Raw genomic sequence first — 25,910 nt, forward strand, 5'->3', positions numbered from 1 at the left:
ATTATCTAAGATTATTAATTCTATCTTTTTGACTAATAATATCTGTAATGCGTACACCAAAGTTCTCATCAATAACGACAACTTCACCTTTGGCAACAAGTTTATTGTTTACCAGAACATCTACAGGCTCACCCGCAAGCTTGTCCAATTCAATAATTGAACCTGTTGAAAGCTCAAGAATTTCTTTAATCGATCGTTTTGTTCTACCTAATTCAACAGTCACTTGAAGTGGAATATCTAAAAGCATATCTAAATTTTTCGCTTCATTTTCACCTAACTGAACCTGCTCAAAGTTAGAAAATACAGCTGGCTGAACATTTGTTGGTTGTCCCATTGCTTGGTTGTAATTAGCCCCCATATGCTTTGGTCCTGATGGTTGACTTGGTCTGGTTTGGTAAGATTGTTGGCTCGGCGGTTGCTGGTAAGCTGGCTGGACATAGTCATTACCCATGTTTTGTTTTGCTTCTATAGATGTCAAATCTGGTGTTACAACCTTTTCCTCATAGCGATCAGCTTGAGCAGTAGGAGCAACTTCATCAATTGCAGAAGGATTCATCAGCTCATAAACCAATGCCTTTGCAAATTCCAAAGGAACTAACTGCATAATATTTGAATCTATTAAATCCCCTATTTTAAGGCGGAAAGAAATTTTAGCAAGTGTTTGATCAGTTGGAATCTTTCCAGCTGTCTCACTCTCAGTAAAATCTAGTACGTCAATACTTGGCGGAGATATATCTACCTTTTTATTAAAAACAGTGGACATAGATGTAGCGGCAGAACCCATCATTTGGTTCATCGCCTCTTGTACTGCACTTAACTGAATTTCTCCTAATAAATCTGCAGGGTTTCTTCCGTCCCCACCTAACATCAAGTCAGCAATAATGGCTGCATCACTTTGTTTAATTACTAATAAATTTGCACCTGAAAAACCTTCTGTATAACTAACCTGTATCGCCACATAGGGTTGGGGAAATTCATCTGCAAGCTGACTCTTCTCCACAACAAAAACACTAGGTGTTGTAATTTCAACTTTTTGATTTAATAATGTCGAAAGAGCAGTTGCTGAGCTTCCAAAAGAAATATTACCGATTTCCCCAAGAGCATCTTCCTCCATCGAAGTTAGATATTCTTTAGTAGGGGAACTATCTATTTTTTCTTCCTTATCATTATCAAAATCAGTGACGCCTCTTAATAGTGCATCAATCTCGTCTTGTGAAAGCATATCACTCATCGTCATCGCTCCCCCCTTGTATCGCATTTATAATTTGAATCCCAATTTTTTTATTGACTTTACCAGCTTGACCAGTAAATTTAGGTGTTCCAGCTACTTTTATCGTAAGTGGTTTACCAATTGTTTGGTCGAGTTGAATCACATCCCCTAGATCAAGCATTAAAAAGTCTTGAATAGATATATCTGTTGAACCCAACTCAGCTATAACTGGTAAATCTGCATGTCTAATTTTTCTTTCAATTGCAGCTACTGATTGAGGTGCACTTTCCTTTTTTACATTTTGCATCCAGTAATGTGCAGAGAGTTTTGGTATGATAGGCTCTAACACTACATGTGGTATACAAATGTTAATCATCCCACTTGTTTCACCGATTTGCGTGTTCAATGATATGACAACTACCGTCTCATTTGGTGAAACCATTTGTAAAAACTGTGGATTCACCTCAAACTCTGCCAACATCGGATCAATATCTGCCACCGAGTCCCACGCTTCACGGAGATTTTCGAAAGCTTTTTCAAATATGTTAGACATGATTTTTGTTTCAATCTCAGTTAAATTTTCAACCTTGTTAATACTTGCTCCCCGCCCACCCAATAAACGATCCATTATCGCATATGCAATATTTGGATTTACTTCTAAAAGGATTCTTCCATCAAGTGGTGGAACTTCAAATACATTTAAGATTGTCATCTTCGGGATTGAACGTATAAACTCTTCATATGGAACCTGATCAGCAGATCCTACGGTAATTTGTACATAGGTTCTTAATTGTGCAGAGAAATAAGTCGTTAAAAGTCTAGAAAAATTTTCATGAATTCTAGTTAAACTCCTAACTTGATCCTTCGAGAAGCGTAAAGCACGCTTAAAATCGTATACTTTAACTTTCTTTTCCGTTACTTCCTTCTTTAGTTCATCTGCATTCATTTCCCCAGTTGAAAGAGCGGATAATAAAGCGTCTATTTCACTTTGAGACAAAACTTCCGCCGACATGATGCATCACCTCGATTCACCTTAACGTTATAAGTTATATTTATTGAGGGAGAAAGGAGGTTGCATAAACACTCACGACTGTACCCTCTTGCATGAGTTCGTTAATACGGTCTTTTAATATATTTTCAAGTGAGGAAATACCTTGCTCACCTTCGAACTGATCTATTGTCATTTCGGATATTTCTTTAATCACTATATTTCTAACCTGAAAATCTCGTTTTTCTAATTCTGTTTTGGCCTTTTTACTGTCAGTATGAATGTTAAAAGATATGAGCATATAGCCTTTACCTTTTAACTTTGTAGTCATCTCCGGTAAAACAACTGTCGATTCTAAAACTTCATCAATCGTTGGTTCGGTTTTTTCATCACCTGTAAAATTCATTATAACGACAAATGCTGTTGTACCTACTAATGTAATAGCACTGATAATAATTAGCATGATTGTAAGTAGCTTGTTTTTCACAATGACGATCCCTCCGTGTCATTTTGAAGCCCTAACACATTTACACTGTGATAAAAGTTTCTCACCTTCAGGTTAACATCATCTACGGATTCCTTCACGACAAACTTTTTTCCATTTGTTAAGGTAATAGTTGTATCCGGGAATGATTCTACCTGTTCAATATAAATAGCATTTAATGTAAAAGGCTTTCCATTTAATCGAGTCAGTTTTATCAATATATATCAGGGACTAAAGTTTACTTTAGCCCCTTACCTCCCTTACCTATCGTTTAAGGTTTACTAATTCTTGAAGGATTTCATCTGAAGTTGTAATAATTCGAGTATTTGCTTGGAACCCACGTTGTGCAACAATCATATCTGTGAACTCTTCTGATAAGTCAACATTTGACATTTCAAGAGCTCCGGATACGAGTGACCCCGCACCACCAGTACCAGGTGCACCAGGAGTTGCTACTCCAGAGTTTGCAGAAGCTATATAAAGATTGTCACCTGCTTTTTCCATACCTTCAGGGTTTGGAAATTTAGCCAAACCAATCTGCCCAACCACTACCACAGCACCACCGACAATTGCATTAACTGTTCCGTTTTTAGCTATACTAAAGCTCTCTGCATTTGGAGGCATTACTGGAAGAGCATTTCCACCAATATCTGCAAGTCTTAATCCATCAGAATTAACGATATTTCCCGCTTGATCTAAATAAAAATTTCCTGATCTTGTGTAAAAATCCGATGTTCCATCAGTGACCATAAAATATCCATCTCCAGAAATACCTAGGTCTAGAGGCCTTCCAGTAGTTTGCAAACTCCCTTGAGTGTGAATTGAATCGATTGATCCAAGTTGTGAACCCAATCCTACTTGTTTAGGGTTTACTCCCCCTTGTGTCCCTGTAGGTGCCGCAGCCCCAGCAATCTGCTGACTCACAAGGTCTTTAAATGTTGTTCTCCCTTTTTTATATCCATAAGTATTTACGTTTGCGATGTTATTTCCGATTACATCTAATTTAATCTGGAAGTTTTTCATACCACCGATACCTGAGTACATTGATCTTAGCATTATTTTCTCTCCTCTCGATTAGCCTGCTTCAGTCAGTCAGCAAGGCGTTGGCTTCCTTTCGGTCCAGCCATTTAGTCTATAAGTATTGTTCCGTTTATGTTGGTGAATATCTGTGAACTTGCTTCACTTCTATTCATTGCTGTAATAACAGTATTATTTTTCGCATTGACAATCAATGCAGCTTCATCCATTACTACTAATGAGTCGCTAATGCCCTTGGATTTCGCTTCAGCAACCTTGGCATTAATTTGAGCCCATCTTTTTTGGTCAATTGATATGTTTCTCTCATCAAGACGCTTTTGTGCATGCTTACTAATTTTTAGAGCAGTTGCCTGTGCAAGTGTTTCTTTAAATGAAATAGTTGGTTGTGTTATTCCAGCTGTGTTTTTTTTCAGTGTCATTGACAACGGATGACTTTGTAATTGATGTATTCTATGATCCATTTTTCTTCCTCCCTATTGTTCAAGTACGGGATTAGGAAGACTTACTTTAATAATTTCATCTGTATAAACTTTTGTCCCATCTTCAAGTTCAAGCTCAATATCAGTACCCTTTTGTTTAATTGACTTGACAATCCCAATACCAGATTTTCCGGACACATTGCCTTCAGAATCAGTTGTTTTATAAGCCCATTCCACTTCTTTACCAATCATACTACTGTACTTAAGTAAAAGATCCCCATTATGAGCACTAACAAACTTCTCCATCGTCTTGCTCATATTAGTCATTTGCTCTAAAGAAGAAAAGGTTGCCATTTGGGCAATAAAGTCTTTGTCTTGCATTGGATTCATTGGGTCTTGGTTTTGCAACTGAGTCATCAAAATTTTTAAGAAATCATCTTTACCAAGAATGTCATTTCCAGTTTTCCTCTGTTGCTGAACATTTGAGAGATACAGACTAGAGTCAATCTTATTAGTCATGCTATCACCTATACTTTCACGTTAAGTTCTTCTTGTAATGCAGATTCAAATGATTGATTTAACTCAGACTCTTCTTGCTGATTATTATCATTCATCTGGCGATTTCCGTGTCCATTGTGTTGTTGGGATTCCTTTTGTAAAAAACGATCAGGCTGCTGAAATTGTTGCGATACTTCAATTTTTTCCACCTGGATATTTTGAGATAAGAAAGACTGCTTCAAGGATTGAATCTGAGACTCTAGAACATCTTTGGCTGCACCAGATGAAGCAATAATACGAGCAATCATCATATTATCTTTTTGTAAAAGCTCTATTCTTAATGATCCTAGGTGCTCAGGATAAAGCTTAATTAACAGTTTCATTCCATCCTTGCCGTTTCCAATTTGACTACGCGCCAAGATGTTTTGAAACTCTTTTATAAATTGTTCTTGATTAATTGTTTGCTTCCCATGTTGTTCTACAAACAAGGCAAACTGTTGTACCTTCGTCATTGGAACTTGTAGGTCTGGAGTTCCAATTATACCTTGGGTATTCATATCAGACTTAAAAGATGTTTGTATACCCTCTTGATCAGTTACTACTGCTTGTGCAACTAAGCCGTGATTCACTTTCAGTCCATTTGGTTGAGCGAAGTATCTGGAGAATACTGATTGTAAGTAACTCCTATTACTATCAACTTCTGTGATCTTTCCATGGTTTTGTGTTATCTTTTCTACTATGGTATTTGATAGTTCGACTAGCTTATTTAGTGTCTTTGAAAGATCTTGTTTACTAGGAATAATCTGAGATAGATTAATAGTTTTAAGCTGTCTATTCACATGTTCAACTATCTTTGAAACTGACGGGTTCTCCATTAATTTCTTTCCATCCTGTACAGACCGTGCTAGTAAAATTAACAATGCAATTGTATTTTCAGGATTTAGCTGTTCATCTAATGAATTATCGAGGCTGCCACCTAGCATAAATGATTGAAGGATTTGTTCAATGTTACTTTTCACATCATTTGGTAAACTTGCAAGTAATTCCGTAATGAGTGACTCAAGATCATTCTTTTCTGTGCCTTCAGATTGGTTAACAAGAACAGCAATTGCCTCATTTATTTCTATATCAACATTATTGCCTGAATCAAAGAAACCTTTCTCTGACTTGGTAAGTAATTCAACAAAAGCCGAAAAACTTTCACTTTCCAATTCCATTAAATCCTCTGATTCACCAATATTACTAAACTGCTGATTCATTACCAGGTTCTGTCCTAGCTTATTTCTAATTGATTCAGTAGGATTATGATGAGTAGTAGATATTAAACTTAGCAATCCACTAAAATTAAATGCCTTTTGAGACTGGTCATTTTGATCGAATTTAGTGTCATTTTGATTTGTTAATGAAAAGGTCTCTATTCTCAATTTTTTCACCTCCTCTCAGATAGTAAAGCTATCTACTCTGTAAGCAATTGCGTGTACTTAGCTGCATCTTCAGGATCCATTTTCTCTAGAATCTTTGAGACAGTTTCCGTTTTTAAAGCAGAAAGTATAGATAAAGCCTCTTCATTATCAAGTTTTGGTATGATAACAGCAGCATTTTTCGGTGACATTGTTTCATACATTTTCGAAATTTCTGCTATGGTTTTCCCATAAGTTTTTTGTTCTTCTTCTTTTACTAACAACTCCTCTTCAAGAAATAACAGTTCTTCTTGTAGGGAATTAATTTCTGTTTCTTTTTCCACAAGGTTTTTTTCTAATTCAGCAATTTGCTCTTCTTTTTCTTGAATTGTTCCCTCTAATGAGCTAATTTGCAACTCAACACTTTCCCTATTTTCAACAATAGCATGCTCGTCACTTGAAACATAGCTAGACACAATTGGTGTATTTTGAGTAATCACTTTCGAGTATTCAAAAACATTAACACCTGCAATTGTTAATAAAACTAATGCCAAGGTAATTGTAAAAAGAATAGGTATTACAATAACAAATAGAAACCATTGAAATTTGCTATAAATCTTACCAGCTGAAACTTTCGAATCCATTTCTCCACCTAATTTCCTTTACCCATAAACTGTTGTATAGAAATTTCATCCATTAATTTACTCTCTTGATAACTAAGGTCAGCAACAAACGCCTGAAGTCTTTTTTCTTTCATTTTTTCAAACTTTTTAACTTCAATGTTTTTTTCAAGTAAGATAGCTTGAAATTGCTGCATTTTCTGTCGACTTTCCATAACTAATTTTTGATAATGTGCAATAGTCTTCTCGAGATTAATAATAAATTGCTGCTGATGTCTAATATCTTGGATTTTTAAACCTGTGCTAAGTTTCGATACCTTTTTTTCTTCAAGCTCTTCTTTACGTTTTAAATAGGAATATAACTTTTCAGCAAGAGTTTCAAAATGTTTTACAGATTCATTGTAATCAACTAGCACTTTGTCTTTTTCTCTTTCTTTAATTGCTAATAATTTTTGAAATTCAAACTGATAGCTCATTCACTATTCACCTACTTCTATTAATTTTTGCAATCTTTGTAAGCTCTCTTCTGCAGATATCTTTTCTTCAGTGCCTTGCTTTAAGAAGGATATAATTTTAGGATAATAACGAATTGCTTCATCAATATCTCTAGATGATCCTCTTTTATACGCACCAATATTTATCAAATCTTCTGAATTAATATAGGTTGATAAAAGCTCTCTTAATCTTTCTGCATTATGACGGTGTTCTTCAGGAACAATATGATTCATTACACGGCTAATACTTTTTAATACATTTATAGCTGGGAACTGTCCTTTATTCGCTAGCGCGCGATCTAAGACCAAGTGACCATCAAGTATTCCCCGAACTGTATCCGCTATAGGTTCATTCATGTCGTCACCATCTACTAGTACGGTGTAAAAAGCAGTAATTGTGCCGTTTTTATTTGTACCTGTTCTTTCTAGTAGTTTGGGTAAAATTGAAAATACACTTGGCGTGTAACCTTTGGTTGTAGGTGGCTCGCCTATCGCTAATCCAATTTCCCTTTGCGCCATAGCTACACGAGTAACCGAATCCATCATAAACATGACATTAAGTCCTTTATCCCGAAAATACTCTGCAATAGAGGTAGCCGTATAAGCTGCCTTTAATCTCATAAGTGCAGGTTGGTCAGAAGTAGCTACGATTACGATTGATCGCTGTAACCCTTCAGCTCCCAAGTCTCGTTCGATGAACTCTCTAACTTCTCGTCCACGCTCTCCTACTAATGCTATTACATTTATATCGGCAGTCGTATTACGAGCAATCATTCCCATTAAAGTACTTTTACCCACACCACTTCCAGCAAAGATCCCTACACGCTGACCTTTCCCGACGGTTAAAAGACTATCAATCATACGAACACCAACTGAAATTTCTTCGTCTATCGGCGGTCTTTCTAATGGGTTCGGAGGATTTTGGTCAGTTTGCACAGATGTTAATCCTTTTGGAAGTTGGCTACCATCTAGTGGCATACCAATTGAATCAATAACACTACCTATTAAAGCAGATCCTACTTTTATTTCTAACGGTTTTAGAGTAGCTTCTACTATACTCCCTGGAGAAATTTCATTAACAGAAGTATAGGGCATTAAAATAACATATTCTTCACGAAATCCAACGACTTCTGCCTGAATTTTACGCTTGTGTTTTGAACCAACATTGATATAACAGACGTCTCCAATCGAACATTCCGGACCTCTAGATTCAATCATTAGTCCAACTACCTTATTTACTTTTCCATAACGCTTATATGGATTGATCGTATCTATTTCCTCTAGTAAGTCAACTAGTTTCATAAATTATTCACCTACCAACAAGGAAAGAAGTTTGTGCTTAATTTCAATTAACTGACTATCAACACTAGCATCAATTCTTCCAAAACTTGATTCAATCACACAGCCGGTTTCTTGTAACTCTTCATTTGGATAAATGGATAGTTCCGTTTCCTTGTTAAATAGATTTCTAAGCTCTTCTTTTTGGTTTAACAGAAGCTCAAAATAGCGTGGGTGAACTTGTATTTGTATTTGAGTATATTCACTGACCTCTTTTATAGCCTTTCTTACAATGAGTAGAAAATCTTCGTTGTTGTCATTTAACTCTTTAGTGATGATTTTTTTGGCTACCTTTAATCCAATCTTTAAAATGGTCTCTTCTGAAGAATTGATTAGAGTACTGTACTCTTGCTTTGAAATGTCAATAATTTCCCTTGCTTCAGCGATTAGTGTTTTATACTCGTCTAGCCCTTCTTGTTTACCCTCTGCTAATCCATAGGAATAGCCCTCTTTTTTTGCTAGTGCTTGAAGCTCTTGTTTTTCAGAATCCCATTTTAGTTTCTGATTTTCAATTTCTTCTAATGTTTTTTCTAAGTCTAACTTTGCACTAGAAAGAAGATGTTCAGCCTTTCGCTGTGCTTCTTGAATAATAGCTTCAGCTTCCAAATGGAACTTAGTAAAATCAACTTCAATGTTTTCTTGGTTATTTAGTGAAGTTTTAATTTTTTGTAATGCTATAATTCTTTTTTCATCAATCGTCGTATTCGTAAAGTTAGATTTTATCACTCTAGACAATGATATCATCTCCTCCGCCACGTGCTATGACGATTTCCCCTGCTTCTTCAAGCCTTCTAATTACTGCAACAATTCGAGATTGCGATTCTTCTACATCTCGTAATCGAACTGGTCCCATGTATTCCATTTCATCTTTAAACGTATCCACCATTCGTTTAGACATATTTTTAAAGACGATTTCCTTTACTTCTTCACTTGCAACTTTAAGTGATAATAATAGATCCTCATTTTCAACATCTCGAATAACTCTTTGAATCGAACGATTGTCTAATGTAACAATATCTTCAAATACAAACATTCTTTTCTTAATCTCTTCAGCTAGTTCGGGATCCTGAATTTCTAATGCATCAAGAATTGTCCGTTCTGTACTTCTGTCAACTCCATTTAGCACTTCTACTACAGCCTCTATACCACCCGTTTGGGTATAGTCCTGTGTCACAGTAGCAGATAGTTTTCTCTCGAGGATTTGTTCAACCTCATTAATAATTTCCGGTGAAGTACTATCCATGAGTGCAATTCTTCTTGCAATATCTGCTTGCATTTCCTGTGGAAGCTCCGATAAAATCTGTCCTGCCTGAGTAGCATCCAAATAAGAAAGGATCAATGCAATCGTTTGTGGATGCTCATTTTGTATAAAATTTAGAATTTGAGCAGGATCTGCTTTTCGTGCAAAGTCAAAAGGTTTAACTTGTAAAGAAGATGTAAGGCGGTTAATAATCGTTGCAGCTTGATCAGCACCTAATGCCTTCTCTAATACAGTCTTGGCATAACCTATTCCGCCTTGAGCAATATAGTCTTGTGCAAGAGCAATTTGATGAAACTCATCCATAATTTCTTCTTTTGCTGATGCATCTACCTTCCTTACCCCTGAAATCTCTAGTGTCAACTTTTCAATTTCTTCCTCTGATAGATGTTTATAGACAGAAGCAGAGACATCAGGTCCTAATGAGATTAAAAGAATGGCTGCTTTTTGTTTTCCGGATAGTCTAATGTCTTTATCTCTTTTTGCCACCATTCTTCCCCCTAATCTTCAGCTAACCAAGAGCGCAATAGTTTTGCGAAGTCCTCTGGTTTTTCCTTTGCCATTTTTTCAAGTTGTTTTCTGCGGACGGTTCCTTCAGTCTCTCTTTCGCGATTAACATCTGGTACATTACCAATATACGACTGCTCCTCTTCTTCTTCTTCGAATTCAACAGAATCATCTGTCTTTCTCTTTCTAAGATTAAGGAATAGAAGAAGTAGAATTACGAGTACTAATCCACCACCAACAAAGTAAATCCAAATTGGAATTGTATTTACCACAGGTGTAGTGGTTGTTTCGACTTTCCCTTTAAATGGTTGAACAGATACAACTATCTTATCCTCGATATTCTGTTCAGTAAGTTGTGGTGTATTAACATCCTTATTTATCGTTGTACGGACAATGGTGCCAAGAATTTGTTTAATATCATCAACACTTTCCTGCGGTAAAGATTCTCTATTTTCGGCATCAGGTGGCTCGACCATTACCTGTATACCTAGGTCCCGGATTTTATAAGGGCTCTCTACAATTTCTTTTCGAATTCGATTTACATCATTGTTTATTCTCTCTTCAATCCGTTCATAGTCTCCATTACCTGTTGTACCATCTGCTGGGTAGTTTGTAATATCTGTTTCACCAGTTCCAACAACACCAGCTGCTTGTTGTCCGTTACCTGTAAAAGTTTCCGTAATACGTTCTACACTAATTTCAATCGCTTCATTATTTTCTCTATCAAAAGGTTCTACGATATTTTCCTCACGATTTTCCTGAGTAAAGTCAAGGTCTGCAGTTACTGAGACAACAACTTTATCTTGGCCCATCATTGTTCCAAGCATTTGCTGTACTTGTCGCTGGATATCTCGTTCAATTTCCTTTTTAATATCTAGCTGTGTTGAAATATCACCAACAAAAGAATTATTTTTTTCACTTTCTAGATCAAAGTACTCAAAGTATTGATTGGTGATGACGATATTATCAGTGGGAAGGTTTGGAACACTTTTGGAAACTAGATGGTATAACGAACTGATCTGCTGTTGATCAAATTTATACCCTGGCTTTGTGTTTAAAACAATGGAAGCACTGGCAGCTTCCTGACCACTTCCTACAAAGATGTTTTCTGGAGGAAGATTAATCATTACCCTCGCATCGTTAATCCCGTCGATTCCTTTCATGAGGCCTGCTAATTCATTTTGCATAGCTTCAAGCTTTAGTGTATTAAATTCATTATCCGTCATACCGAAACCAGCATTTTGACTAAAGAATGAGTAGTCTATACTTCCGCTATTCGGAATTCCTTCGGCTGCTAATTCCACTTTTAAAGTATCCACTACTTCAGTTGGAACACTTATTGTCGCCCCATTATCTGATATTTGAGAACTAATTCCCCTTGAATCAAGAGTAGCTTTTATTTGACCAGTTTCTTGTGGTGATAGATTACTATATAGAGGAACAAAGTTTTCTTTAGATGTGAGAATGGAAACTAGAACAACTACGAAAAGCAGGCCAATAATTGAACCTACTACCAGCATCTTTAGTCCCTTTGAGCGACTTTGCCAATATTCAGTTGATTTATTTTTATATTGTATTAATTTTTCGTTCATCACTAGCCCCCGGTTATTAATCTTGTTTTCTCTCGATGCAGCTAATAACCGCTATGTATAATTGCACCCGAGCAATTATACTTGCATCCTCATTACTTCTTGATAGGCTTCAATTACTTTATTGCGAATTTCCATTGTAGCTGCCATTGTAACACTTGCTTTTTCAGCTGTAATCATAACTTGATGTAAGTCAACATTTTCACCTTTGGCAAGCTTAACAGTCATTTCGTCAGATTTACTTTGGGTGTCGTTAACATTATTTATCGCATTTTTCAGCATAGAAGAAAAAGCTTGATGCGCTTCGTTAGGCGTAGTTACCTTTTTTACAATTGGCGTGTTTGTTAATTGATTTGCTATTGAGATTTTATCAATCATCTTTTTTCACCTATTTCCCTATTTCTAGTGCTTTCATTAACATACCTTTTGTCGCATTTAGTACCGTAACGTTTGCTTCGTAAGACCGTGTAGCACTAATTAAATCCACCATTTCCTTTAAAGGGTCAACGTTAGGTAATTGAACATATCCCTCTTCATTTGCATCCGGATGATCTGGGTTATAAACTAATTTAAAAGGAGCCTCATCTTCTGCAATTTTTGTAACCTTTACTCCATTTCCAAGAGAGCTGCCATTATTAGCTACAGCAGTTTTTAGAAAGGATGAGAAATGGCCTGTATTCTCCTGTGTAACAACCATTTTTCTACGATAAGGTTGCCATTCTCCGTCCACAAATTTCCCACGAGTTGTATCAATATTAGCCATATTAGATGAAACAACATCCATCCTTAATCTTTGGGCAGTTAAAGCTGATGATGTTGTATTTATACTATGAAAGATGGTCATTCCTACTTCCCTCCTCTAATTACCGTTTTAAGAGAATTAAATTTACTTCCTATTCTGTCTGCAACAGCATTATAATAAATTTGATTTTTAGCAAGTTCTGTCATTTCTTTATCTATATCCACATTGTTACCGTTATGGTTATATGAACTACTGTTTTTTGTAAAGACAGAGAAGCTTTTACTGTTAGTAGACTTAAAATCATAATGACGTATATCAGTTTTATTCGCCTGCATGGAATCTTTTAGTACTCTACTAAACTCAGAATTAAAACTAACACTTTTTGTTTTATAATTCGGCGTATCTGAATTAGCAATATTATGTGAGATTACCTTCTGCTTAGCAGTTGAGTAATTCATCGCTTGTTCTAAAGTGGTTATTGTACTGGAAAAAAGTTTCAATGGAGGTCCCCCCATAAAATTTCTACATATTTCGAATTATTATGACGTAATATGATTATTTTAATGAATTATGACACGTATGTCTATGGAACTTATAGAAAAACCTTCATTTTTCGACAAGATAGTTCTTTTTTCATACATATGCATAGTTTAAATGTAAGTACTCATAAAAAAAAAGAAATGCTATCAACATTTCTCATACCTTATAAATATATTATATGTCAAACTTTTTGCATATTCACTGTTTTTCTTCAGGTTTCGACAATAAAATTTTTACCAGTACCCATTTATCCTTTATAAATCAATGTAAAAAAAGAAGACTGGTATGACCAATCTTCTTTTTAAACGATTAATTTGCTTTTAACTTAGATAATTCTACTAAGAATTTATCATTTAGAACTTTGATATACGTTCCTTTCATCCCTAAGGAACGCGACTCAATAACTCCAGCACTTTCAAGCTTACGTAATGCATTTACGATAACGGATCTTGTGATTCCTACTCGGTCAGCAATTTTACTAGCCACTAATAGTCCTTCGCTTCCGTTCAGCTCTTCAAAAATATGCTCAATTGCTTCTAACTCACTATACGATAATGAGCTAATTGCCATTTGAACAACAGCTTTACTTCTAGCTTCCTCTTCAATCTCCTCAGCCTTTTCACGGAGAATCTCCATTCCAACAACTGTTGCACCATATTCAGCAAGAATTAAATCATCATTTTCAAAAGATTGTTCTAAGCGAGATAATATTAGTGTACCTAAACGCTCTCCTCCACCAATGATTGGAACAATTGTTGTTAAACCGTTCTTAAATAACTCTCTGTTTTCAACAGGGAATGCAGTATATTCACTTTCTACGTCAAGGTTTGAAGATGTTTCTGGGATATTGAATAAGCTTTTTGTATACTCTTCTGGAAACTGACGATCTTCAAGCATCTTCTTCATACGCTCATTCTCAATTTGCTGATTAATAGCAAATCCAAGTAATTTTCCTCTACGACTTAATACAAATACATTACATACGATAACATCACGTAATGTTTCAGCCATTTCCTTGAAGTTAACTGGTTTGCCAGCAGCCTTTTGTAACATTGAGTTAATCTTTCTTGTTTTTTCTAATAATGCCATGGATAAATCCTCCTATTTACTTTTCAATTCCTTATATTGGTAGATCTTAATTCAAGAATAATTCTTTTTAATGCTATGACAAGGATTTATAAAATAAATTGACTTAAATCTTTGTTTTTAACAATAGTATTTAACTTTTCATCAACATATTTTGAAGTAATTGTCACCGTACCCATCGAAATTTCAGGTGCCTCAAAAGATAAATCTTCTAACAATCTTTCCATAATTGTATGTAACCTTCTTGCACCAATATTATCAGTATCTTGATTTACTTGGTATGCAATTTCAGCCAATCTACGAATAGCATCGTCAGAAAATTCTAGTTTTATACCTTCCGTTTCTAATAAAGCAATGTATTGTTTAAGTAATGCATTATCCGGTTCAACCAAAATTCTTACAAAGTCATCAACCGTTAGCTTTGTTAGTTCAACTCTAATCGGAAAACGCCCTTGTAGTTCTGGAATCAAATCAGATGGCTTAGCCATATGGAATGCACCAGCTGCGATAAACAAGACATGATCTGTTTTTACGGAACCATATTTTGTAACAACCGTTGACCCTTCAACAATAGGCAAAATATCTCTTTGTACTCCTTCTCTAGAAACATCTGCAGAAGAAGATTGATTCTTACCAGCAATTTTGTCTATCTCATCAATAAAGATAATACCAGATTGCTCCGCTCTAAAAATCGCATCTTGGCTAACTTCATCCATATCAATCAATTTTGATGCTTCTTCAGTTGTAAGTACCTTTCTTGCTTCTCTAACAGTAAGCTTTCTTTTTTTGCGTTTTTTTGGCATGAAATTACTAAGAGCATCCTGCATATTCATGCCCATCTGTTCCATACCTGAACCTTGAAGCATATCGAACATTGATGGCTGCTGTTCATCAACTTCAACTGTTACGTAATGATCTTCAAGTTCTCCAAGAGCAAGTTGATGGGTAATTCTCTTTCGTTTATCAGAAATACTTTCATCCTCTTTTATTGTTTCTGGCTCAGTTTGAACATTAGATTGACCGCCACCAAAAAGCATTTCTAGTGGGTTCTTATACGCATTTTGCTTTTGTGGGGCAGGCACCAATAGCTCGACAATACGTTTGTTGGCATTCTCTTCTGCCTTCCCCATTACGCTATTCATCTTTTCTTCTTTAACTAACCTTATCGAGGTTTCAATTAAGTCCCGGACCATTGATTCTACATCTCGTCCTACATAACCAACCTCTGTAAACTTTGTTGCTTCGACCTTAATAAACGGAGCACCTACTAGTTTTGCTAGCCTTCTTGCGATTTCGGTTTTCCCTACTCCTGTAGGACCAATCATTAAGATATTCTTGGGAACGATTTCATCCCGAAGTTGATCATTTAGTTTGCTACGGCGATAGCGATTTCTTAACGCAACTGCAACAGCCTTTTTAGCATCTCTTTGACCTACTATATATTGATCAAGCATTTCAACAATTTGACGTGGAGTTAGATTATTTTTCATGAATGAAATCCCTCCTTATAGCTCTTCGACAATAATATTTTCGTTCGTATAAACACAAATTTCACCAGCAATCTCTAATGAAGCCTTAGCTATTTCTACCGCAGTCAAATGTTCTCCTGAGTATTTCTTCAGCGCACGACCTGCCGACAATGCATAATTACCCCCTGAACCAATTGCTAGGATCCCATCATCAGGCTCAATCACTTCACCTGTGCCAGATACAAGTAAAAGATCCTTTCTATCCATAACAATTAACATTGCTTCAAGCTTTCTTAATACTTTGTCACTACGCCATTCTTTAGCAAGTTCAACAGCAGCTCTTTGGAGATTACCATTGTATTCTTCTAATTTCCCTTCAAACATCTCAAATAAAGTAAACGCATCTGCGACCGAACCAGCAAATCCAGCTAAAACTTTCCCTTGAAAGATTCTTCGCACTTTACGGGCTGTATGTTTCATTACTACTGCATTACCAAAAGTTACTTGACCGTCACCTGACATTGCACATTGCCCTTTATGATGTATTGCAAAAATCGTTGTTGCGTGAAACGTAGACATTATTCTCGACCTCCTCTAAGAAAAACTGCACCCAAGATTAGGGTTGACATGAAATATGTATTGGTTAGAGCGTTTTCGAAAACCTCATGCTTGTATGATCCTCTTCTTCGACGACAATTGTATATTTTAATCCTTTTTATGAGTTTGTAAAGACTGAAAAGATAAATGTAACGAAACATTCATATTTTCCAATATTTTCACCTCACAAAGGCTACTAAATAGTATCACAATTTAGTAGCCCTTGCAAACAATTTCTCTTATTTTTTTATAAAATTCTGAATTGTTTTTAATGCTCTATCAGCATACTGTTCATAACGCTCTTGTTTATTTTTGATTTTTCGATCAAGATCTGGAAATAAGCCAAAATTCGCATTCATAGGCTGAAAGTTCTTTGAGCTGGTAGAGGTAATATATCTAGCCATACTTCCTATTGCCGTCTCAGGTGGAAAAGTTAATAATTCATTTCCTAAAACATGGTTAGCAGCGTTTATTCCTGCAACTAACCCTGAAGCAGCCGATTCAACATAACCTTCCACACCGGTCATTTGACCCGCAAAGAATAAGTCTTCTCTGTCTTTATATTGGTATGTTGGTTTTAATAAGCTCGGTGAATTGATAAACGTATTTCGATGCATAACTCCGTATCGTACAATTTCTGCATTCTCTAACCCAGGAATCAAACGAATAACTTCTTTTTGTGGGCCCCACTTTAAATGGGTTTGAAATCCTACAATATTATATAATGTACCAGCAGCATCGTCCTGTCTAAGTTGAACAACTGCATATGGTCTCTTCCCTGTTTTAGGGTCCTCTAAACCAACGGGCTTCATCGGGCCAAAAAGTAATGTTTTCTTCCCTCGATTTGCCATTACTTCGACTGGCATACAACCTTCAAAAAAGATTTCCTTCTCAAATTCCTTTAAAGGGACTGTCTCAGCAGTTGTTAATGCTTCATAAAATCGATCAAATTCCTCTTCCGTCATTGGACAATTAAGATATGCGGCTTCTCCCTTATCATACCTAGACTTAAGGTAAACCTTATCCATATCAATACTATCTTTTTCAAGAATGGGTGCAGCTGCATCGTAGAAATATAGATAATCTTCCCCTGTTAGCTCTCTTAATTGATTTGATAACGCCTGGGAAGTCAAAGGCCCTGTTGCAATGATTGTAGTTCCTTTAGGTATCTCAGTAATTTCTTCATTAAATACTGTAACATTTGGATGGTTTTTAACTCTTTCTGTTACATTTCCTGCAAATTCATGACGATCTACAGCCAATGCTCCTCCAGCTGGAACTGCACAAGCATCTGCAGAGCTTATTATTACAGAGTCTAGGTAACGCATTTCTTCTTTCAAAACGCCAACTGCATTTGTTAATGAATTTCCTCGTAAAGAATTACTACAAACTAATTCTGCAAATTTATCTGTATGGTGAGCTGGCGTTTGCTTTACAGGTCTCATTTCATATAAATGAACTTTTACTCCTCTTTTCGCTACTTGCCAGGCTGCTTCGCTACCAGCCAATCCTGCTCCTATTACATTTACAAAAACATCATTCATCTTTTAATTGCCTCCATCTCTAATGCCTTTACTTCTATTATGGTAATCGCGAAAACAGTTATACAACATAAAAGTGGTGAGCACAATTCGAGCCCACCACAGAATTAACTATTTTTGCGTCTCTTCTTTGTAATCACACTCTACACATTGAACCTGTTGTCCTTTTTTGAGCTTTTTCTCTACAAGCATGCTTTCACACTTAGGACACTTTCGAGCAAGCGGTTTATCCCAAGAAAGAAACTCACACTTTGGATACGTGTCGCAGCCATAGAAGATTCTACGTTTTTTACTTTTACGCTCAATAATACTTCCTTCATGACAACTTGGACATGTTACACCTATTTCTTTTACAATGGCCTTCGTATTACGGCAGTCTGGAAAATTCGAACATGCCATAAACTTACCGTAACGTCCCATTTTAAAGACCATCGGGTGATTACATTCTTCGCAATCAACACCTGCTGGCTCATCTTTAATCTCTACTTCTTGCATTTCATTCTCAGCCTTTTCAAGGCGCTTCTCAAACCCGTTATAGAAGGAGTCGATTACATTTACCCATTCAACCTTGCCTTCCTCTACCTCATCTAAACCATTCTCCATCTTCGCTGTAAATTCAACATCTAGTATCTCCGGGAAGAATTCTAGTATTAGCTCTAAAACGATTTCACCTAGTTCTGTAGGAATGAATCGTTTATTATCCAGAGATACATATCCTCGTTTTTGAATGGTATCAAGTGTTGGTGCATAAGTAGAAGGGCGACCAATACCCAATTCTTCAAGCGTTCTAACCAATCGAGCCTCAGTGTATCTAGGAGGTGGTTGAGTGAAATGTTGTTTCGGATCAATATCTTTGGAGATAACTTTGTCCCCTTCCTTTAAATCAGGAAGCATTTTATCTTTTTCCTCTACACTGTCATCGGTTCCTTCAACATATACCTTCATAAAGCCAGGGAATTTAACTTTAGATCCAGTCGCCCTAAAAATGATATCTTGGTTCACAAGATCTACACTCATTGTATCCATTACAGCAGGTGCCATTTGGCTAGCTACAAAACGTTCCCATATTAATTTATAAAGTCTTAGTTGGTCTCTACTTAGATACTCCTTCATACTATTTGGTTCTCTTAGAGTAGAAGTTGGACGAATTGCTTCATGCGCGTCCTGAGTATTCGCACCTTTATTTTCTTTCTTTTTATTATCAGAGAGAAAATCTGAGCCAAAGCTACTTGTAATATAGTCTGCCGCTTCGTTTTGAGCAGTTTCAGAAATACGTGTTGAATCTGTTCTCATATATGTAATTAAACCAACAGTTCCTTCTTTACCCAAGTCAATACCTTCGTATAATTGCTGGGCAAGCATCATGGTCTTTTTAGCCCTGAAATTTAGCTTTCGGGCAGCCTCTTGCTGTAAGGATGAAGTAATAAATGGTGGTGCTGGGTTCCTTTTACGCTCTTTTTTCGTGACCGTTTGAACAGTGAATCCATTACCACTTAACCTGTTTAACACTTTATTCACGTCATCTTCATTTGTTAACTCTAGTTTCGAACCATCCATACCGTAAAACTGACCATCAAAACTTTCCTTACCTTTAACAAAGTCAGCCCTAATTGTCCAATATTCTTCCGGTATGAAGTCTTTAATCTCTTTTTCACGCTCAATGATTAACCTTACTGCAACAGATTGAACTCTTCCTGCACTCAGGCCCTTTTTAACCTTTTTCCATAGCAACGGGCTAATATTGTAGCCAACGAGACGGTCAAGAATCCTACGAGCTTGTTGAGCATCTACTAGATCCATATTTATTGCTCGAGGATGTTTAAAGGATTCTTTAATTGCGTCTTTCGTAATTTCATTAAAAACTACTCGACAATCAGAAGAAATATCTATATTAAGCGTATGAGCTAAATGCCATGCAATTGCCTCACCTTCTCTATCGGGGTCGGCTGCGAGGAAGATTTTTTTTGCTTTCTTTGCAGCTGTCTTTAGCTCTTTCAAAACAGGTCCTTTACCACGAATTGTTATATATTTAGGTTCATAATTATTTGTCGTATCAACTCCCATTTGACTTTTAGGTAAATCACGAACATGTCCCATGGAAGCTTTCACTTTATATTTTTTACCTAGATATCGTTCAATTGTTTTTGCTTTTGCTGGTGATTCAACTATGACTAAGTAGTCAGACATAAAACATTTCCTCCTTAAGAGGGTAATAGAAATCTTCATTATTATTGAATATTTATTGATAGTTTGTCAAACAGTTATACATAAAAATGAATATTTAAATTTTATAAACCCTATTTTTCATTTTAGCTATTTAGGAATTTGTTTAAACATAATACTCTTCTTCTAATTCTTCAAGGATGTCTATATGTGATAGTACTAACTTGGCACCTTGTTGGATTAGTTTATTCGTGCCTGTACTTTTATTACTGAGAATGGAACCTGGAACGGCAAAAACTTCTCTACCTTGTTGTAGGGCTTGGTCTGCAGTAATTAATGAACCACTCCTGTCTTTGGCTTCTACAACAATTGTCCCTTTTGACATACCACTTATAATACGGTTTCGCATTGGAAAATGCCAACGCTGGGGTTTTGTATTTGGTGGATATTCTGACAGTATAAGATGTTCTTGTATAATCATATCTACCAGTTTCAAGTTGCTTTTTGGATAGATATAATTAAAGCCACTTCCTATAATAGCAATTGTTCTTCCCCCGTTATTAATAGCAAGTTGATGTGCCTTCGTATCAATACCTTCTGCCATACCACTTATAATACACCATTGTTTTTCAATCAATGGGATGATCAACTTTTCCATACAGTAATATCCGTAGGCTGTAGGTAATCTAGTTCCGACCACACTTAGTTGCTTTTTCTCATGAAGAAGAGCTAGATCACCTTTCGCATACAACACCCAAGGCGGATCAAAGATTTGCTTAAGTTGGTCTGGATAATCTTGATCAAAAATGGTAATTAAATGAATATTTTGTTCATTATATTGTTTTAGCATACTTTGGATTTCAATAGAATGCAAATCTTTTAGGAAAATTTGTGCAGTGGATTTGGAGAGAGTAAGAAGAGATTCTACAGTTTTGTGGGAAAACGAATAGATAGAGTCTAATGACGGGTCATATTTTAGAAGAGCTACAATTCCTTTCCAACTAACACCTCTACAATGGTGTAAATGGATTAATCGATCCCTAACGTTTTTCATTCACATACCTCCTAATTTTTAAAAAGTTAAATACAAATAGCCCCCCTTTAAGGGAGCTATTTGCTTATAAAGCATTAATGAGTTTTACATTTTTCATATAGTCCTTGTTCTTTAAGAACAGAGATTAATGTTTCTCCCATTACTGATGGAGTTTCAGCAACTTTAATGCCACACTCATTCATTGTTTTAATTTTTTCTTCTGCAGTACCTTTACCACCTGAGATGATTGCTCCAGCATGGCCCATACGCTTTCCTGGAGGTGCAGTTTGACCACCGATAAAGCCAACAACAGGTTTAGTCATGTTTGCTTTAACCCACTCAGCTGCCTCTTCTTCAGCAGTACCACCGATTTCACCAATCATAATAACTGCATACGTATCTTCATCTTCGTTAAATGCTTTAAGCACATCGATGAAATCTGTACCATTAACTGGATCTCCACCAATACCAACTGCAGTTGATTGCCCAATACCTTCTTGAGTTAATTGGTGTACAGCCTCATAAGTTAACGTTCCAGAACGAGAAACAACACCTACATGTCCTTTTGTATGAATGTAACCTGGCATAATCCCAATTTTACACTCATCTGGAGTGATAACTCCAGGACAGTTAGGACCCACTAAGCGAGTCTTTTTCCCTTCCATATAACGCTTAACTTTAACCATATCTAATACTGGAATATGTTCAGTTATACATATAACTAGGTCTAATTCCGCATCAACAGCTTCCATAATTGCATCAGCAGCAAATGGTGCTGGAACATAAATAACAGATGCATTTGCTCCTGTAGCATTTACAGCGTCAGTCACTGTATTGAATACAGGAACTCCTTCTACTTCTGTACCACCTTTACCAGGTGTTACTCCACCTACGATATTTGTACCGTATTCAAGCATTTGCTTCGTATGGAATAAAGCTGTAGAACCAGTAATACCTTGTACTAGTACTTTTGTATTTTTATTAATAAATACGCTCATGAATTGTCCCCTGCCTTTCTATCCTACAAGTGATACGATTTTTTGTGCGCCATCTGCCATAGATTCAGCAGCAGTAATATTAAGACCTGACTCTTGTAAAATCTTCTTACCTAAGTCAACATTTGTACCTTCTAAACGAACTACAAGTGGAATTTCTAAACCAACTTGTTTTGTCGCTGCTACAACACCTTCTGCAATTACGTCACATTTCATAATTCCACCAAAGATATTTACAAAAATACCTTTAACTGCTTTGTCAGATAGAATAATTTTGAATGCTTCTGTAACCTTCTCTGCTGTTGCACCGCCCCCAACATCAAGGAAGTTAGCGGGGTCTCCACCGTAATGTTTAATAATATCCATTGTAGACATAGCAAGACCAGCACCATTAACCATACAACCAATATTTCCATCAAGTGAAATATAGCTTAGGTCATATTTAGATGCTTCAATCTCTTTTGCATCTTCTTCATCTAAATCACGATATTCAACAATATCTTTTTGGCGGTATAGAGCATTAGCATCGAAATTTAATTTTGCGTCTAATGCCATTACTTTTCCATCACCAGTTACAACTAATGGGTTAATTTCAGCGATAGAGCAATCTTTTTCAACAAATGCAGTATATAAGCTCATCATGAATTTAACTGCTTGACCAACTAATTCTTTTGGAATGTTAATGTTGAAAGCAATTCTACGAGCTTGGAAACCTGTTAATCCTAATACAGGATCAATAACTTCCTTGAAGATTTTTTCAGGTGTTGCTTCTGCAACCTCTTCGATTTCAGTTCCGCCCTCTTCTGATGCCATTAACACAACACGTGAAGTTGCACGATCTAAAACTAGACCAATATAATATTCTTTTTTAATATCGCAGCCTTCTTCAATCAGTAAGCGCTTAACCTCTTTACCTTCTGGACCTGTTTGATGTGTGATTAATGTTTTACCAAGAATTTCACTAGCATATGTACGAACCTCATCAAGATTCTTTGCTACCTTAACTCCACCGGCTTTTCCACGTCCACCTGCATGGATTTGAGCCTTTACTACACAAACTGCAGTGCCAAGTTCTTTTGCAGCGTCAACAGCTTCTTCAACCGTAAATGCTACTTTACCATTTGGAACAGCAACCCCGTATTTTCTGAGGATTTCTTTCCCTTGATACTCATGGATATTCATTTCCCATCCTCCTATCGTATGTAAGCCAATTTTTATAAAGAAAATTGAAGCAATGTTAGAATTGCTCTATTTTCAAAATTAGAAATCAAGAAAACAATAATTTCTAATCAAAATAAAATAGACTGCGTTTACATTGTATAAAATGATATCTACCTTGTCTACTATTCAAACTAAAATAGTGTCTAAATGATTAACTTTTTCTTATGAACAATATATATTACCAAGTATTTACCTTTTTTCACTTGTAAATTATTTAAAAATAGCAATTACGCATCTAGTTTTTTGTCTACTTTATAAATAAAAGCAAATATTTCTGCTACAACTTGGTATAGCTCGTCTGGGATGGTTTCATTTATTTTTAATTGACTCAATAATTCTACAAGGGTTGGATCATCCTGAATCGGTATTTTTTGTTCTTTTGCAATCTTTATGATGTTCTCGGCAACCTTCCCTTTTCCTTTAGCAGTTAATCTTGGTGCAGAATGTATTGAAGAGTCATAAGAAAGAGCAATAGCCTTAGGGTGTTGCTTTTTTTCAACATTCATATTTTAATATCAACCCCTGTATATCCATCATTTCTTCTCAGTATTTTTGAGGTAGGTGATATTCCCTCAGTTCCTGTTAATTTTTCACTTATTTCACTTACTTTTATAGATGAAAGTTTATAACCTACTTTTTCAAGTCCTTCAGCTAATGAAAACTTCATTCCCTGTACTAACTTATCTAATAGTCTGTGGTTATTATATATCGTGATGCTCAAAATACGGTTTTGTATTTTAACATCAATCATCGTTTCACGAAGAGTTCCTAGCTCTAACTGAAAGAAAAGCTGACAATAATTAGGATCTATCTCTTTGTCTTTATTCTTTTTCCCAGAAAATTGTATTGTTAAATCTGATAACTTCCCCCCAAGCTGAAAGGGTATTTGGAAAATCAGATGGCCAAAATCACTATCACCACGTGAAAGAAGTTGTTGACCGGTAATCCGATTTATTAAATGCTCTAATGTTTCTTTACCCGGTAGATAGTTTAGTTCTGATAATGCCGTCATGAGAAGAGGCTTTAGTGTTTCGTATTGAATAGATAGGCTTTGCCTATTGCCACTATCCATAGATTTGACTAAATCATTCTCATACTGTAGACCAAAAGAAGTGATCATTTGTTTGAAAACCTTCTGCATTGTTTGATCATTTGGTAACACCACTTTACTGCCGGAAGAATCAATAACTTTATTCATTTCTTCACCGAGTATATTTTGCAACATGGTTATTAACCTATTTGTATTTGGCGTCTTATCTTGAATCTTTTCCAGATCAATTAGTAGCTTTGAAATATAACTAACCATTGGGCTATCATCCTGTACTGCTATCAATGAATGAAATGTTTTTGAAGTGATAGGGAGCTGATTCAAAAGTAGATACTTTACTATACTCAATCCTTTGCTAATTTCTTTCTGATTTAAAAGTTGATTTACAGCTTGTTGAAATTGCTCCGTTGTAAACGGGATATTTTCATCATGAAGAAACTTAATAAGCGGAAGAGAAGCATTCGTTGCCTTTACTCCAAGTTTATTTAATAGTTGTTGTGATCCGATAAGTTCACTTCTAATAGGATCCTTTATAACCCCTATATCTTTATTATAAAAGACCTTTAACTCTGTTTGTTCATCATTAGGTTGAACCTGAAACCAATAGTTTTGGTGCAGGATTAACGGCGCATGAAGTTTTGCCACAAATTGAGTTGAGCCTACCTGAATTTGGGCAACATCTTCTCTAAATAATTTAACAGCCTTCCCTTGAAAAATTTGCCCAACTTTTAAAGAGAGAGCATTTGTAGGATTGAGTTGTCGGGCTTTTAGTAATGTCTGAATCACACCTAAGTTCACAAATACTCCTCCAAATTTAGTGTTATTAAAACATCTTCTTTACTGAGGCAACTGGCGCGAAGGATTGGCGATGTTCTATTGTAGAACCAAACTCTTGTAACGCATTAATATGCTCTTTCGTTCCATAGCCCATATGATTCTCAAAGCCATATTCAGGGTAAATATCTCCCAACCTTTTCATAAGTCTGTCTCTAGTAACCTTTGCTACAATTGAGCTTGCAGCGATGGAGATACTTGCTGAATCTCCTTTGATTATGGAAGTTTGGGGAATATTGATAGGGAGTTTCATTGCATCTATTAGTAAATGTTCTGGTTTTATAGATAGTTGATTTATTGCTTTGACCATTGCAAGTTTTGTAGCTTCATATATATTTACTTCGTCTATTTTTTCAGCTGAGATAATTCCTATACCAATAGCTAACGCTTCCTTATTAATAGCCTCAAAAAGGTCATTTTTCATGTTATCAGTTAACTTTTTAGAATCATTCAAACCCAAAAGTTTGAAGCCTTTAGGCAGAATTACCGCTGCAGCAACTACAGGACCAGCTAGTGGGCCGCGACCAACCTCATCAACCCCTGCAATTGTATTAATTCCTTGATGATACAGATTATTTTCATACTCAGACATTTCTTTAAACAATAATTCAAGACTTTCTGTTTCTCTTTTAGTCTTTTCCCATCTGGTGAGTGCCTTTTGGACACCAACCCTATCATCCTTTTTATATTCAGCAATTAACGGATGATTTGAATCTATAATCCCTTCAAGCATTTGTTCAATATCTTTAATCGTTTTATTTTTCATAACATTTCTCTCTTTCAATGATGTCCTACTAT

28 protein-coding genes are annotated in these 25,910 nt (G+C 35.9%); all 28 read right to left on the minus strand.

The window, feature by feature from the left end; translation table 11 throughout:
* Position 1: 1 nt before the first annotated feature.
* The 28 genes from fliY to J2Z26_RS06590 all read right to left on the minus strand — a co-directional run bounded on the left by fliY (position 2) and on the right by J2Z26_RS06590 (position 25,878).
* Entirely contained in the window at positions 2 to 1,237 is a 1,236-nt protein-coding gene (gene fliY, locus J2Z26_RS06455; protein ID WP_193536643.1) for a flagellar motor switch phosphatase FliY, read from the minus strand.
* Complete coding sequence (gene fliM, locus J2Z26_RS06460; protein ID WP_193536645.1) at positions 1,224 to 2,222, minus strand: flagellar motor switch protein FliM; 999 nt, start codon at positions 2,220 to 2,222, stop codon at positions 1,224 to 1,226. The genes fliY and fliM overlap by 14 nt, the downstream gene beginning before the upstream one ends.
* Positions 2,223 to 2,262: 40 nt before the next feature.
* Positions 2,263 to 2,685, minus strand: a complete 423-nt coding sequence (gene fliL, locus J2Z26_RS06465) for a flagellar basal body-associated protein FliL (RefSeq protein ID WP_193536647.1) — start codon at positions 2,683 to 2,685, stop codon at positions 2,263 to 2,265.
* On the minus strand, positions 2,682 to 2,900 hold the full coding sequence (locus tag J2Z26_RS06470) for a flagellar FlbD family protein (RefSeq protein ID WP_193536649.1): 219 nt from the start codon (positions 2,898 to 2,900) through the stop codon (positions 2,682 to 2,684). The genes fliL and J2Z26_RS06470 overlap by 4 nt, the downstream gene beginning before the upstream one ends.
* 46 nt (positions 2,901 to 2,946) lie before the next feature.
* Positions 2,947 to 3,738 (minus strand): flagellar basal body rod protein FlgG, encoded by a 792-nt coding sequence (gene flgG, locus J2Z26_RS06475; RefSeq protein ID WP_193536651.1) that lies wholly within the window; start codon positions 3,736 to 3,738, stop codon positions 2,947 to 2,949.
* Between the two features lie 71 nt (positions 3,739 to 3,809).
* Positions 3,810 to 4,181 carry a TIGR02530 family flagellar biosynthesis protein gene (locus J2Z26_RS06480; RefSeq protein ID WP_193536653.1) on the minus strand — a complete coding sequence of 124 codons (372 nt, stop codon included), beginning with the start codon at positions 4,179 to 4,181 and terminating at the stop codon, positions 3,810 to 3,812.
* A gap of 12 nt (positions 4,182 to 4,193) precedes the next feature.
* On the minus strand, positions 4,194 to 4,658 hold the full coding sequence (gene flgD, locus J2Z26_RS06485) for a flagellar hook assembly protein FlgD (RefSeq protein WP_193536655.1): 465 nt from the start codon (positions 4,656 to 4,658) through the stop codon (positions 4,194 to 4,196).
* An 8-nt stretch (positions 4,659 to 4,666) separates the two neighbouring features.
* Positions 4,667 to 6,061, minus strand: a complete 1,395-nt coding sequence (locus J2Z26_RS06490) for a flagellar hook-length control protein FliK (RefSeq protein WP_193536657.1) — start codon at positions 6,059 to 6,061, stop codon at positions 4,667 to 4,669.
* A gap of 32 nt (positions 6,062 to 6,093) precedes the next feature.
* On the minus strand, positions 6,094 to 6,681 hold the full coding sequence (locus J2Z26_RS06495) for a MotE family protein (RefSeq protein WP_193536659.1): 588 nt from the start codon (positions 6,679 to 6,681) through the stop codon (positions 6,094 to 6,096).
* A gap of 8 nt (positions 6,682 to 6,689) precedes the next feature.
* The gene (fliJ, locus tag J2Z26_RS06500; protein WP_193536661.1) at positions 6,690 to 7,133 is read right to left on the minus strand and encodes a flagellar export protein FliJ; all 444 of its coding nucleotides are present in this window, start codon (positions 7,131 to 7,133) and stop codon (positions 6,690 to 6,692) included.
* 3 nt (positions 7,134 to 7,136) lie between these two features.
* Positions 7,137 to 8,453, minus strand: a complete 1,317-nt coding sequence (fliI, locus tag J2Z26_RS06505; RefSeq protein ID WP_193536663.1) for a flagellar protein export ATPase FliI — start codon at positions 8,451 to 8,453, stop codon at positions 7,137 to 7,139.
* Positions 8,454 to 8,456: 3 nt separating this feature from the next.
* Complete coding sequence (gene fliH, locus J2Z26_RS06510; RefSeq protein WP_319638063.1) at positions 8,457 to 9,215, minus strand: flagellar assembly protein FliH; 759 nt, start codon at positions 9,213 to 9,215, stop codon at positions 8,457 to 8,459.
* Between the two features lies 1 nt (position 9,216).
* On the minus strand, positions 9,217 to 10,236 hold the full coding sequence (gene fliG, locus J2Z26_RS06515) for a flagellar motor switch protein FliG (RefSeq protein WP_193473293.1): 1,020 nt from the start codon (positions 10,234 to 10,236) through the stop codon (positions 9,217 to 9,219).
* Positions 10,237 to 10,247: 11 nt separating this feature from the next.
* Positions 10,248 to 11,846 (minus strand): flagellar basal-body MS-ring/collar protein FliF, encoded by a 1,599-nt coding sequence (gene fliF / locus J2Z26_RS06520; protein ID WP_193536667.1) that lies wholly within the window; start codon positions 11,844 to 11,846, stop codon positions 10,248 to 10,250.
* Between the two features lie 75 nt (positions 11,847 to 11,921).
* Positions 11,922 to 12,221 carry a flagellar hook-basal body complex protein FliE gene (fliE, locus tag J2Z26_RS06525; RefSeq protein WP_193536669.1) on the minus strand — a complete coding sequence of 100 codons (300 nt, stop codon included), beginning with the start codon at positions 12,219 to 12,221 and terminating at the stop codon, positions 11,922 to 11,924.
* Positions 12,222 to 12,231: 10 nt separating this feature from the next.
* Entirely contained in the window at positions 12,232 to 12,687 is a 456-nt protein-coding gene (gene flgC, locus J2Z26_RS06530) for a flagellar basal body rod protein FlgC (RefSeq protein ID WP_193536671.1), read from the minus strand.
* Positions 12,688 to 12,689: 2 nt separating this feature from the next.
* Positions 12,690 to 13,085, minus strand: coding sequence for a flagellar basal body rod protein FlgB (gene flgB, locus J2Z26_RS06535; RefSeq protein WP_193536673.1), 396 nt, complete (start codon positions 13,083 to 13,085; stop codon positions 12,690 to 12,692).
* 349 nt (positions 13,086 to 13,434) lie between these two features.
* On the minus strand, positions 13,435 to 14,214 hold the full coding sequence (gene codY, locus J2Z26_RS06540) for a GTP-sensing pleiotropic transcriptional regulator CodY (RefSeq protein ID WP_193536674.1): 780 nt from the start codon (positions 14,212 to 14,214) through the stop codon (positions 13,435 to 13,437).
* Positions 14,215 to 14,300: 86 nt separating this feature from the next.
* A complete protein-coding gene (hslU, locus tag J2Z26_RS06545) occupies positions 14,301 to 15,701 on the minus strand; it encodes an HslU--HslV peptidase ATPase subunit (protein WP_193536676.1) in 1,401 nt (466 codons plus the stop codon).
* A 15-nt stretch (positions 15,702 to 15,716) separates the two neighbouring features.
* A complete protein-coding gene (hslV, locus tag J2Z26_RS06550) occupies positions 15,717 to 16,259 on the minus strand; it encodes an ATP-dependent protease subunit HslV (RefSeq protein WP_193536678.1) in 543 nt (180 codons plus the stop codon).
* Positions 16,260 to 16,516: 257 nt separating this feature from the next.
* Entirely contained in the window at positions 16,517 to 17,821 is a 1,305-nt protein-coding gene (trmFO, locus tag J2Z26_RS06555) for an FADH(2)-oxidizing methylenetetrahydrofolate--tRNA-(uracil(54)-C(5))-methyltransferase TrmFO (protein WP_193536680.1), read from the minus strand.
* A 108-nt stretch (positions 17,822 to 17,929) separates the two neighbouring features.
* On the minus strand, positions 17,930 to 20,005 hold the full coding sequence (gene topA, locus J2Z26_RS06560; RefSeq protein ID WP_193536682.1) for a type I DNA topoisomerase: 2,076 nt from the start codon (positions 20,003 to 20,005) through the stop codon (positions 17,930 to 17,932).
* Positions 20,006 to 20,147: 142 nt separating this feature from the next.
* Complete coding sequence (dprA, locus tag J2Z26_RS06565) at positions 20,148 to 21,035, minus strand: DNA-processing protein DprA (RefSeq protein ID WP_193536684.1); 888 nt, start codon at positions 21,033 to 21,035, stop codon at positions 20,148 to 20,150.
* A 74-nt stretch (positions 21,036 to 21,109) separates the two neighbouring features.
* A complete protein-coding gene (gene sucD, locus J2Z26_RS06570) occupies positions 21,110 to 22,012 on the minus strand; it encodes a succinate--CoA ligase subunit alpha (RefSeq protein ID WP_193536686.1) in 903 nt (300 codons plus the stop codon).
* Between the two features lie 18 nt (positions 22,013 to 22,030).
* Positions 22,031 to 23,191 carry an ADP-forming succinate--CoA ligase subunit beta gene (gene sucC, locus J2Z26_RS06575; protein WP_193536688.1) on the minus strand — a complete coding sequence of 387 codons (1,161 nt, stop codon included), beginning with the start codon at positions 23,189 to 23,191 and terminating at the stop codon, positions 22,031 to 22,033.
* A 266-nt stretch (positions 23,192 to 23,457) separates the two neighbouring features.
* Positions 23,458 to 23,736, minus strand: coding sequence for an EscU/YscU/HrcU family type III secretion system export apparatus switch protein (locus tag J2Z26_RS06580; RefSeq protein WP_193536690.1), 279 nt, complete (start codon positions 23,734 to 23,736; stop codon positions 23,458 to 23,460).
* Complete coding sequence (locus J2Z26_RS06585; protein WP_193536692.1) at positions 23,733 to 25,076, minus strand: hypothetical protein; 1,344 nt, start codon at positions 25,074 to 25,076, stop codon at positions 23,733 to 23,735. The genes J2Z26_RS06580 and J2Z26_RS06585 overlap by 4 nt, the downstream gene beginning before the upstream one ends.
* Before the next feature lie 25 nt (positions 25,077 to 25,101).
* A complete protein-coding gene (locus tag J2Z26_RS06590; protein ID WP_193536693.1) occupies positions 25,102 to 25,878 on the minus strand; it encodes a ribonuclease HII in 777 nt (258 codons plus the stop codon).
* Between the last annotated feature and the right edge of the window lie 32 nt (positions 25,879 to 25,910).

It is taken from the genome of Cytobacillus luteolus (genome assembly GCF_017873715.1).
Taxonomy (GTDB): domain Bacteria; phylum Bacillota; class Bacilli; order Bacillales; family Bacillaceae_L; genus Bacillus_BV; species Bacillus_BV luteola.

Coding starts and splice junctions, on each gene's coding strand:
- fliY (WP_193536643.1), bottom strand. CDS start 1,237: ATGACGATGAGTGATATGCTTTCACAAGACGAGATTGATGCACTATTA.
- fliM (WP_193536645.1), bottom strand. CDS start 2,222: ATGTCGGCGGAAGTTTTGTCTCAAAGTGAAATAGACGCTTTATTATCC.
- flgG (WP_193536651.1), bottom strand. CDS start 3,738: ATGCTAAGATCAATGTACTCAGGTATCGGTGGTATGAAAAACTTCCAG.
- J2Z26_RS06480 (WP_193536653.1), bottom strand. CDS start 4,181: ATGGATCATAGAATACATCAATTACAAAGTCATCCGTTGTCAATGACA.
- flgD (WP_193536655.1), bottom strand. CDS start 4,658: ATGACTAATAAGATTGACTCTAGTCTGTATCTCTCAAATGTTCAGCAA.
- J2Z26_RS06495 (WP_193536659.1), bottom strand. CDS start 6,681: ATGGATTCGAAAGTTTCAGCTGGTAAGATTTATAGCAAATTTCAATGG.
- fliJ (WP_193536661.1), bottom strand. CDS start 7,133: ATGAGCTATCAGTTTGAATTTCAAAAATTATTAGCAATTAAAGAAAGA.
- fliI (WP_193536663.1), bottom strand. CDS start 8,453: ATGAAACTAGTTGACTTACTAGAGGAAATAGATACGATCAATCCATAT.
- fliF (WP_193536667.1), bottom strand. CDS start 11,846: ATGAACGAAAAATTAATACAATATAAAAATAAATCAACTGAATATTGG.
- fliE (WP_193536669.1), bottom strand. CDS start 12,221: ATGATTGATAAAATCTCAATAGCAAATCAATTAACAAACACGCCAATT.
- flgC (WP_193536671.1), bottom strand. CDS start 12,687: ATGACCATCTTTCATAGTATAAATACAACATCATCAGCTTTAACTGCC.
- codY (WP_193536674.1), bottom strand. CDS start 14,214: ATGGCATTATTAGAAAAAACAAGAAAGATTAACTCAATGTTACAAAAG.
- hslU (WP_193536676.1), bottom strand. CDS start 15,701: ATGAAAAATAATCTAACTCCACGTCAAATTGTTGAAATGCTTGATCAA.
- hslV (WP_193536678.1), bottom strand. CDS start 16,259: ATGTCTACGTTTCACGCAACAACGATTTTTGCAATACATCATAAAGGG.
- trmFO (WP_193536680.1), bottom strand. CDS start 17,821: ATGAATGATGTTTTTGTAAATGTAATAGGAGCAGGATTGGCTGGTAGC.
- topA (WP_193536682.1), bottom strand. CDS start 20,005: ATGTCTGACTACTTAGTCATAGTTGAATCACCAGCAAAAGCAAAAACA.
- dprA (WP_193536684.1), bottom strand. CDS start 21,035: ATGAAAAACGTTAGGGATCGATTAATCCATTTACACCATTGTAGAGGT.
- sucD (WP_193536686.1), bottom strand. CDS start 22,012: ATGAGCGTATTTATTAATAAAAATACAAAAGTACTAGTACAAGGTATT.
- sucC (WP_193536688.1), bottom strand. CDS start 23,191: ATGAATATCCATGAGTATCAAGGGAAAGAAATCCTCAGAAAATACGGG.
- J2Z26_RS06580 (WP_193536690.1), bottom strand. CDS start 23,736: ATGAATGTTGAAAAAAAGCAACACCCTAAGGCTATTGCTCTTTCTTAT.
- J2Z26_RS06590 (WP_193536693.1), bottom strand. CDS start 25,878: ATGAAAAATAAAACGATTAAAGATATTGAACAAATGCTTGAAGGGATT.